We start from the raw sequence: 9,994 nt of genomic DNA, 5'->3' as shown, positions 1-9,994 counted from the left end.
TGCGTGGCATCAACGTGGTAGCCAACTTGAACTCGGTTATTGTTGTGGTTCAGGTGGCAATCATGGTGGTATTCATGGGGCTGCTGATTCATGGTGTTTATCAGGGGGAAGGTGCGGGCACATTGGTGAGCCCACGTCCGTTCTATTCTGAAAATGCCCATTTGGTACCGATGATAACCGGGGCCACGATACTGTGCTTCTCATTCCTTGGTTTCGATGGCATCAGTTCGCTGTCTGAAGAAACCCCGAATGCGGGCAAAGTGATCCCGAAAGCGATTTTCCTGACGGCATTGATTGGCGGCGTGATCTTTATTGTGGTGTCTTATTTCCTGCAACTCTATTTCCCAGACATTTCACGCTTCACTGATCCTGATGCGTCGCAGCCGGAAATCATGTTGTTTGTTGCGGGTAAATTCTTCCAGTCAGTTATTCTGTGCTTCTCCTGTGTCACCGTACTGGCATCAGGTATGGCCGCACACGCCGGTGTTTCGCGTCTACTGTATGTGATGGGGCGCGACGGAGTATTCCCGGAGAAAGTGTTTGGTTACGTGCATCCGAAATGGCGTACCCCAGCAATCAACGTACTGCTGGTTGGCGGCGTAGCATTGTCTGCTATCTCGTTTGACTTGGTGACAGCAACGGCATTGATTAACTTCGGCGCGCTGGTGGCCTTTACCTTCGTTAACCTGTCGGTGATTTCACAGTTCTATATCCGTGAACGCCGTAACAAGTCGTTCAAGGATCATTTCAGCTACCTGGTTCTGCCAATGATTGGCGCAGGAACGGTTGGTGTGCTGTGGATGAACCTGGAAAGCAGCTCAATGACGCTGGGCTTGGTGTGGGGTGCAATTGGCCTGCTTTATATGGTCTGGAAAACCCGTGCATTCCGTCAGGCACTGCCACAGTTTAATGGTGAACTGGCACAGTAACTGTGTTGCTATGGCGTTTCAGATGGCCGACAAAGTCAACTGAAGGGGAATCGTGCCGTTGGGGTCACTCTTAGTTTCAAATACCAGCGCGCAAGCGACCGGAGCGGCCCTAGGTGCGGTAAACCCTTCACTCACTGTGTGACCTCAAACGGAGCCTGAAAATGGCTCCGTTTTTTATTGGCTATTTATTACTGGTGGGGTTAGCTCACCAGATCTCTGGCATAGTCAAACAGGGCTTTCAGCAGTGCCAGCTTCTCTTTATCATCCTCATACTGGTTATATAACGCCTCCAGTTGCAACACATAGTCTTGTACTTTTTCTGGATTAAGCGCTTCGCGACGATGCTCTAACCAGCGCTGTTGCTCACTGTCAGTCAACGTATTTGGATAATTACGTGCGCGGAAACGGAATAACAATGCTTCCAACCGTGGGTCTTGGAAGGTCAGATCGAGTGCTGGCAGATTTTGCGGTTCAGTTTGTAAAATGATTTTCATGGTAGCGCGGTCAGCATCACTGAAAAAACCGTTATACAGCTGAGTATCCACATCATCAGAAACGGCAAAAGGCTCAGCCTCTGCAAATAGGGCGACTACTTTTTCACGGACTTGCGGATTTTGCCGCAATAATTGCAAATTCTGCAGGCAGCGTTGGCGATCAATGCCCAAACGATCGGCATTTTCCGGTAGTAGAGTTTTCGCGGGGGCGAGTACCGGGCATTTATTGATATGCACCAGCTTCAGTGGCACGGCGGCATCTTGGGCACTGAGTTTGTCGCGGCGGGTATAAAGCCGCTCACGCAGTGTATCGCTATCCAACTCTAACAGGGGTGACATATCACCCGCCAGATCGCACATAATCACCGCATTTTTATTCTCAGGATGCCATGCCAGCGGCGCAACCCAACTGGTGTTACCCCGTGCCGCACCAAACATGCCAGATACATGAACCAGCGGTGTCATATCTGCAATATCAATCAATGCGTTGATTTTGTGTTTACTACGGTGCTGGTAGAGGTAATCAAACAGCCGCGGTTGTGCTTGCTTGACCAGCTTTGCCATAGCGATAGTGGCATACACATCAGACATCGCATCATGGGCATGCAAGTGTTCAACGCCGTTGGCTTTGGTCAAATGCTCCAATTTGAAACTGGGTAAACCCTCTTCGTTTTCCGGCCAGACAATACCCTCAGGGCGCAGGGCGTAGCAGGCGCGCATCACATCGAGTAAGTCCCAGCGAGAGTTTCCCCCTTGCCAGCTGTAGGCATAAGGGTCATAAAAATTGCGGTAGAAAATATTGCGACTAACTTCATCATCAAAACGAATATTGTTGTAACCCAGAATACAGGTACCGGGCACATTGAAAGCTTGATGGATTTGACGGGCAAACTCGGCTTCATTCACCCCATTGGCTAAGGCATGTTGCGGGGTGATGCCGGTTATCATCACGGCTTCCGGCTGCGGCAGGTAGTCATCTGCGGGGGCACAGTAAACCACCAGCGGTTCTTCAATGATATTGAAATCCAAATCGGTACGAACCCCGGCAAACTGTGCTGGCCTGTCTAACGCGGGGCGCTGACCGAAGGTCTCATAATCATGAATGTAGAATGTTGGTTGCTTGTTTTTATCTGACATGATGCGGTTTAACCCTTAATTCTTATGGTCATTCTTTATGATGGGTCACTGCCCGCGGTAAGCCGCAGTGCCCCACGGCATTAGCGCTAGAATATCATTTCAGGCGGGTCGGGACGTCAGGATTTATTTTGAAATAATTATGTTTCAGTCAAAATGTGTCGATCCAACTAATATTTACCTGCCGTTTACTTAGCTATTCATACAATCAGCCTACTGAATATAATAAGTAGGACTCAAAGTGAAAACACTTCTGTTAACCGGCGCCACAGGTTTTCTGGGCGGAGCTGTGCTCGAAAAGCTATTGTTGGAAAACTCAGATTTTAATTATTTATTATTAGTCCGGGCTAATACACCTGAGCAGGGATTAACACGTATTCGCGAGAATATGGCGAAATTTTATCTCCCTAATGGGCAACTGAATAAAATTGATGTTAGCCATATTTTATTAGGGGATTTAGCTGAACCGGACAGTTTTATTAATGACCCGCGTATTGATGGGGTGACGCATGTTATTAATTGTGCTGCTGTCGCATCATTCGGGAATAACCCGCTCATCTGGAAAGTGAATGTCGATGGCACATTAGCCTTTGGCAAAAGAATGTCGCAGGTTGCTGGTTTACAAAGATTCATCCATGTGGGAACAGCTATGTCTTGCACACCCGACGCCGATACTGTGGTGAGCGAGCAGGTTTTATCCGCAAAGGATGACGCGCATTTGGTGGAATACACTAAATCTAAATCAGCAATTGAGCGTTTATTGGCTGAAGAATGCCCAGGGTTACCCTTGGTATTTGCCCGACCATCGATTGTGGTTGGCCATACCCGGCTGGGCTGTCAGCCATCCAGCAGCATCTTTTGGGTATTTCGCATGGCATTAATGCTACGCAAGTTCATGTGCTCGCTGGATGACTATATCGATGTTATTCCAGTCGATTATTGCGCAGACGCTTTAGTGTGTATTTTACTTCATCCAAATTTACCCGATAATATCTATCATATTTCAGCCGGCGAGAAAGATAGCGTTAGTTTTGCCCAGATTGATCAGGCGATGTCAGCTGCTGCCCGACAGAAACCTATGGGGGCGGATTATTGCCAGGTAGAATACGGTGCATTGGTACAAATGCGTAACCAACTGAAAGGGATTTTTGGCCCCTGCAATGAGCGCCTAATGCTAAAAGCCATGCGCTTATATGGTGCATTTGCCCTGCTTAACGTGCGGTTCAGTAATGAACGTTTACTCAGCTTGGGAATGCCGCCGTCGCCACGCTTCACCGATTATATTGCTTGTTGTGTCGAGTCCAGCTTTGGCGTGTCTATTGTGCAACAAATGGCGGTTGACTTTAAATAAGCTTATTTCCCAGTTGGCAATCGGGGAATACTTATTCCCCCCAGTTATTCCTGCTACTTTTGGTAACGGTTAATCCGATGCTAGCGCGTAATAACTCAGCTAAACTTAGGTTTTGGTATCTTATTGGAAGTAGGTATGTGTGCGCCTGAATAAAAAAATATCGCCATTGGATAACCTGATCTACACCCATTACCGCATCACTCACGCTTTACGTATTACGTTAGCGTTTATCTTAACATTTCTGATTATTCGCTTACTGGCTATTCCGGAAGGTACCTGGCCGCTGATCACATTAGTGGTGGTGATGGGGCCGATATCTTATTGGGGCAATGTGCTGACCAGAGCGATGCAGCGTATTGGCGGGACTGTTTTTGGTGCGATATCCGGCTTGATTGCTCTGTCTCTGGAGTCTTATTCCTTAACACTTATGCTGGCCTGGTGTGGGGTTGTGATGTTCTTGTGCGGCTACTTAACGTTGGGCAAGCGCCCCTATATGGCTTTGCTCATCGGCATCACTCTGGCGGTGGTGTGTGGATCGGCCCCAGGAGATATGACTACCGCCCTGTGGCGCAGCGGCGATGTTATTTTTGGTTCATTATTGGCATTGGTCTTTACCAGTGTCTATCCACAACGCGCTTTCACCCATTGGCGTATGCAGATGAGTGATAATCTGCGGGCCATCAGCCAAATCTATGCGGCTTATTTATCGCCCAATGTTATCGAGCGCCCACGGTTAGAGCCTAAATTAAAAGCTGCACTCAGTCAGTCGGTTAAAATGCGTACTTTTATTGCGCCTGCCAGTAAAGAATCTCATATTAATAAAGACGTTTTTGAGGCTATTCAGACACTGAGCCGCAACCTGATTTGCACGCTGGAATTGCTGGTGGATGCTTATTGGTCGTCGCGGGAAAGCCATTTTATTATGCTCAATGCCAAAGGCTTGCGCAGTACTCAGTTGATGACAATCCGCACTTTGAATACATTAAGTGACAGCCTGCGCGATGGATCTCCTGCTCGTGAGCGGGAAGTTGCCGGTGAGCTGAGTGAAATCTCTACTGAGTTGAAATCATTGATGTTGGCCGTGACGCAAGAGCAGCAGATAGAAACACCGATTTATGGCTATGTTTGGCTGAGTATGGAGTTAACCAAACAGCTTGAGGAATTGGACGATCTGATTAATATGACTTTACGCAGGTGATCTATTGTTGGATTCAGGCAGATGATATTTCTGTCTGACGGGTAAAGCGGGTAAGATAAGTCTAGCCAATGAATCTTGTCATCAGGCATAACAAAGCGGTATGGTTCACATAGCCTGGTCACCAGCAATTGAATTTGTGTAAAACTTAAGTGAAGGTGTGAAAATGGATAATGCAAGTAAGCCAACTTTCCAGGACGTTTTGGAGTTTGTGCGTATGTTCCGTCGCAAAAACAAGTTGCAGCGTGAAATCGTTGATAACGAAAAGAAAATTCGTGATAACCAAAAACGCGTTCTGTTGCTCGATAACCTGAGTGAATACATCAAACCAGGGATGAGCATCGAAGAGGTTCAAGCCATTATCGCTAACATGCGTGTTGACTACGAAGATCGTGTCGATGAATACATCATCAAAAACGCAGATCTGTCTAAAGAACGCCGTGAATTGTCGAAAAAACTGAAAGCGATGGGCGAAGTTAAGTAACTTTAGCGCAACGTGAAATAGCGTATTTTACCGCTATTAATAGAAAGGCTGGCATTAATCGCCAGCCTTTTCTTTTGGCTAAATTGTGTTTAGTTTGACGGTTTATTTTGCCGTAAGAAACGAAACGCTGGGATCTTCGCACCTTTGACAAAGATAAATGCCAACAGTAATGAACCCCACAGGGCCATGGTGATATAACTACTCACGCCCATTATATTCAGCCCGCTCTCCAGCATTTGTAGCAGGAACAGTGCTAGCACAATGCCGACAATTTTACCAAACCCGCCATCAGGATTAACCCCGCCTAACACCGTCGCCAGGATAGTGATAAGTAACAGTGATTCGCCATAGGAGGCTTTGGCCGAGTTTAGCTTGGACATCATCAACAAGGCCGCGACGGCACACAGTAACGATGAAATCACGTACACCCAAATCAACGTGCGGCGAGTATTAATTCCGGAGAAGAAAGTGGCTTTCTCATTGGAACCGGACAGGTATATCTGGCGGCCAAGCGGGGTCTTGGCCAAAATAAGCCAAATTACCAACGCCACCGCAGCAAACAGATAAAGTGGTACCGGAACCCCGAGAAAATAGCTGCGATCTAACGCCAGCACATAGTTAGGAAAATTAGAAATCGCCGATCCTTTGGAGATAAGCACATTCACGCCTTTGAGCAAGGTCATGATGCCCAGTGTCGCCAAAATTGGGGATACACGCACCACCGAGATAAGCACCCCATTGATAAGCCCCACCACCAAAGCGACCGAAGCTCCTGCCAGCAACATCAATACCATTGAGCTGAATGTGGGCTCCAGATGGGTACACACCCAGGCCATTACCAGTGCACTGGCATTCGCAGTAGCAATAATTGACAGGTTGATACCGCCGGTCAGCATGGTAATTGCCATCGCCAGTGTTAATACTCCGGCGACCGGGATTTGTGAAGCGATAGATTGAAAGTTAGCCGTCGACCAGAACACGTAAGGAATAAACAGGCTAAACCCGATAGAAACCAGCAGCAGTAAAGCCAGTAACCAGCGCTCGGTATGATCACGTTGAGTTGTTTTCGACATGGTTATATCCCTACCTTATGACGTTGGCCCCAGGCGGTCACACTGATACTGATGACAATCACCAAACCGATAACCACGGTATGCCAGTACGACGAAATACCCAGTAAATTCAAACCATTTTGTAATATTGCCAACAAAATTACCCCCAGCAGAGTGCCGGTTAGGGTGCCGCGCCCGCCAACAATACTGGTGCCACCCAGCACCACGGCTGCCAGCACGGTGAGTTCATAACCGAGCAATGAGTCGGGCGCTACCGTCAAGACGGTATAGGACTGCACTACACCGGCGATACCGGATAGAAAGCCCATATAGCCATAAACAAACAGTTGCAGCTTGAGGATGCTGAACCCCATGCGGGAGGCTGCTTCCTGATTACCGCCCAATGCATAAATTTGCCGACCAATACTGGTGCGTGTCATCAGCAGAGCTGTGACAATAATAGTCGCCAGCAATGTCAATATGGGTAACGAAAGACCATAGTCATAGCCATCGGCGGCGGTGAAGGAGAACAGCATTGGCCCATGTTCGAACCATTCCGGATAGGTATATAGCCAAACACCACGACTGAGATACAGCAGTAATCCGTAGAATATATTCAGCGTGGAAATGGTGATAATGATAGACGGCACGCGCAGGCGATTAACTAACAGCGCATTAATTAACCCCAATAATAAGCCGATACCACCGGCTAGTGCGAAAGCCACCGGGAAGTTGCCACCAAACTTCACAATTAATGTCACCATGACATATTGCGAGATAATGGTCATCGCCGGGAATGAAATATCAATACCGCCAGAAATCAATACGATAAATAAGCCACAGGCCAAGATGGTCAACATGGCATAGTTATTTATCAAGTCATAAATATTGGCGAGCGTCAGAAAATCTGGACTGGTGAAAGCAAGATAAGTCGAAATAATCAATATGGTGAAAGCCAACATCACTTCATGGCGTTTCAGATGTTCTTTATTAAATAGACCTGTTTTACCAACATCAGGTTTATTAAGCGCATGGGGATTAGCCATTTACTACCTCCGCAATGGCTGCTTCGCTGCTGTTACCTGGCAAGAACTCCTGCACCAGCCGCCCAGACCGCATCACTAAAATACGGTGGCTATTAAAGTAGGCTTCATCAATCTCATCACAAACCATTAATACCGCAATCCCCCGTGCTGCCAGTGCATTGATAATATTATAAATACCGGCTTTATTGGCGATATCTACCCCAACGGTTGGTGAGTCGAGAATCAATATTTGTGGGTCAGTTGCCAGCCATTTGGCAATGGCAATACGCTGCGCATTACCGCCAGATAAGGTATTGACCGGTAAATCGCTATTACCAATTTTGATAGATAGGTGCTTAACCATGTCTTCGACCAATGTATCGACTCGCTCGGTACGCATCAGGTGGAAAGTGTTTTTAAGCCGGTGTAAAACGGTGGCGCTGATATTGTCGCGAATTGATTGTTCCATGATCAGTCCGGTACTCATGCGATCTTCTGAGACATAACCCACGCCAGCGGCAATAGCATCGCGGTTACTGGTAAAATACATCGGCTTATCATTGATACGAATGGTGCCTGACTCTGGTGCAGTTAAACCAAATAGACTGAGGCACAATTCTGTGCGGCCAGAACCCAATAAGCCGACCAGTGAGACAATTTCACCCGGATGCAATGTCAGTGAGATATCGTGATATTCATTGCCGCGGGAAAGCTCTTCCACTGCCAGCACTGGCGCAAGCGAAGCGCTATAGGGTGGCAGCACCTGAAAATCAAACTTCATACCGGTCATCAGCCAGGCCAGCCGTGCATTATCAACTTCAGCGGCAGGGTAAGTTCCGACCCAATTACCATCTTTGAGCACGGTAATACGGTCTGAAATTTCCAGCACTTCGCTCAACCGGTGGCTGACAAATACCACGCAGATATTGCGTGATTTCAGTTCATGCACCACCCGCAGCAAGCCGTTAACCTCTTGCCGGGTCAGCGATGCGGTCGGTTCATCCATCACAATTAGCCGGGCATCCTGCGCCAGCGCACGGCAGATTGCGACTAACTGTTTCTGGGCAATGGGGAGGTCTTCAACCAATTCATCCAGATTAAGATGGGCATCAATGCTCTTGATGACACGCTCGGCGGTTTCCCGCATCTGACGTTTGTTCACCCACAGATGATGGTGATAATGGTTCATGGCGATATTCTCAGCCACGGTCAAGTTGGGGAATAATGATAAATCTTGATAAATCACCTGAATCCCCAGCCGGACAGATTCTATGGGAGTCAGGGTTGAATAGGTTTTGCCATCAATAGTCATCGTGGCGTCGGTGTCGGGTTGATAAACACCGGAGATAATCTTGATCAGTGTGGATTTGCCGCAACCGTTTTGCCCTGCAAGGCAATGTACCTCACCGGGTAACAGGGTCATAGCCACCTTATCCAGCGCTTTGACGCCATAAAAGGTTTTACTGATATTTTCCAGGGTAATAAATGGCTGCATAGATCCTACATCCTCTTGATCCAAGCGGGTATTAATATCAGAGCCGGACAGGGCATCCGGCTCTGCAATAACTCAGTGAATCAATACAGCGAATCCACGTTATCTTTGGTAACTCGCAACACATTGTGGAACTGAATCAGGTGTTTAGCTTGATCAACTTCCGCTTTACCTACTCCTGGGATCTCCATGCCTGTTTCGATTTTCTCACCTTTCAGCACTTTATCCGCTACCGCTGTCATGGCATAACCAGCAGAACCTGGGTCATAAGTCACGCCCATGGCGATATCGCCACTTTTAACCAGCGATGCAGCCTGAGATGGGATCATCATGCCGAACACATGGACATTGTTTTTCGCCCGTTTTTCTTTCACTGCACGGCCTGCACCAATCGGGCCTTGTGAACCGAAAGCCACAATACCTTTCAAATCACTATGCGCTTTCATCAAATCCAGTGTGGTACGGCGTGAGTCATCAATGCTCTCAGCGACCGGCATACGGCTGGTCACTTCAAACATTTCCGGGTAATGCTCTTTCTGGTATTTAACAAACAAATCGGCCCACAGGTTATGTTGTGGTACGGTCAGGCTACCCACATAAATCACATAGCCGCCTTTACCGCCCATAGCTTTTGCCATTTCTTCCACGTTATCGGCAGCGAATTTGGCGTTATCAATGATTTCGATATCCCAGTTAGCGCTAGGCTGCCCCGGAGATTCGTTGGTTAATACCACGATGCCAGCATCGCGCGCTTTCTTGAATACCGGTTCCAGCACATCGGCATCGTTTGGCACGATACTGATGGCGCTGACTTTCTTGGCGATTAAATCTTCAATGA

Annotated in this window: 9 protein-coding genes; 4 read left to right on the top strand and 5 right to left on the bottom strand. The window is 47.7% G+C overall.

Features of this window, described 5'->3' with window-relative positions; all coding sequences use genetic code 11:
* Positions 1–929: APC family permease (locus ACNSO8_RS03640; RefSeq protein WP_418393849.1), on the top strand; the 929-nt coding region annotated here is incomplete at its 5' end.
* Between the two features lie 200 nt (positions 930–1,129).
* Here ACNSO8_RS03640 and sbcB read toward each other — a convergent pair.
* Entirely contained in the window at positions 1,130–2,560 is a 1,431-nt protein-coding gene (gene sbcB, locus ACNSO8_RS03635) for an exodeoxyribonuclease I (protein WP_050160022.1), read from the bottom strand.
* A gap of 238 nt (positions 2,561–2,798) precedes the next feature.
* Here sbcB and ACNSO8_RS03630 point away from each other — a divergent pair, with 238 nt between their 5' ends.
* The 3 genes from ACNSO8_RS03630 to tmaR all read left to right on the top strand — a co-directional run bounded on the left by ACNSO8_RS03630 (position 2,799) and on the right by tmaR (position 5,587).
* Complete coding sequence (locus ACNSO8_RS03630) at positions 2,799–3,908, top strand: SDR family oxidoreductase (RefSeq protein WP_019082777.1); 1,110 nt, start codon at positions 2,799–2,801, stop codon at positions 3,906–3,908.
* A 139-nt stretch (positions 3,909–4,047) separates the two neighbouring features.
* Positions 4,048–5,106: an FUSC family protein gene (locus ACNSO8_RS03625; protein ID WP_019082778.1), complete on the top strand. Its 1,059-nt coding sequence runs from the start codon at positions 4,048–4,050 to the stop codon at positions 5,104–5,106.
* A gap of 163 nt (positions 5,107–5,269) precedes the next feature.
* On the top strand, positions 5,270–5,587 hold the full coding sequence (tmaR, locus tag ACNSO8_RS03620; protein ID WP_005157740.1) for a PTS system regulator TmaR: 318 nt from the start codon (positions 5,270–5,272) through the stop codon (positions 5,585–5,587).
* An 89-nt stretch (positions 5,588–5,676) separates the two neighbouring features.
* Here the strand turns inward: tmaR and ACNSO8_RS03615 are convergent, their stop codons facing one another.
* The 4 genes from ACNSO8_RS03615 to ACNSO8_RS03600 form a co-directional block, all read right to left on the bottom strand.
* Positions 5,677–6,660, bottom strand: a complete 984-nt coding sequence (locus ACNSO8_RS03615; RefSeq protein WP_005157737.1) for an ABC transporter permease — start codon at positions 6,658–6,660, stop codon at positions 5,677–5,679.
* Between the two features lie 2 nt (positions 6,661–6,662).
* Positions 6,663–7,601 (bottom strand): ABC transporter permease, encoded by a 939-nt coding sequence (locus ACNSO8_RS03610; RefSeq protein ID WP_026018016.1) that lies wholly within the window; start codon positions 7,599–7,601, stop codon positions 6,663–6,665.
* 76 nt (positions 7,602–7,677) lie between these two features.
* Positions 7,678–9,159: a sugar ABC transporter ATP-binding protein gene (locus ACNSO8_RS03605; protein ID WP_019081001.1), complete on the bottom strand. Its 1,482-nt coding sequence runs from the start codon at positions 9,157–9,159 to the stop codon at positions 7,678–7,680.
* Between the two features lie 80 nt (positions 9,160–9,239).
* A partial coding sequence (locus ACNSO8_RS03600; RefSeq protein ID WP_418393848.1) for a substrate-binding domain-containing protein occupies positions 9,240–9,994 on the bottom strand: 755 nt, incomplete at its 5' end.

This window comes from Yersinia sp. LJYL362 (assembly GCF_048323875.1).
The sequence above is the reverse complement of the archived record's forward strand: the minus strand, read 5'-3'. Positions and strand labels throughout refer to the sequence as shown.

Excerpts from the sequence above, each read along its gene's own strand:
- tmaR (WP_005157740.1), top strand. The coding sequence starts at position 5,270 with ATGGATAATGCAAGTAAGCCAACTTTCCAGGACGTTTTGGAGTTTGTG.
- ACNSO8_RS03605 (WP_019081001.1), bottom strand. The coding sequence starts at position 9,159 with ATGCAGCCATTTATTACCCTGGAAAATATCAGTAAAACCTTTTATGGC.
- sbcB (WP_050160022.1), bottom strand. The coding sequence starts at position 2,560 with ATGTCAGATAAAAACAAGCAACCAACATTCTACATTCATGATTATGAG.
- ACNSO8_RS03610 (WP_026018016.1), bottom strand. The coding sequence starts at position 7,601 with ATGTTGGCTTTCACCATATTGATTATTTCGACTTATCTTGCTTTCACC.
- ACNSO8_RS03615 (WP_005157737.1), bottom strand. The coding sequence starts at position 6,660 with ATGTCGAAAACAACTCAACGTGATCATACCGAGCGCTGGTTACTGGCT.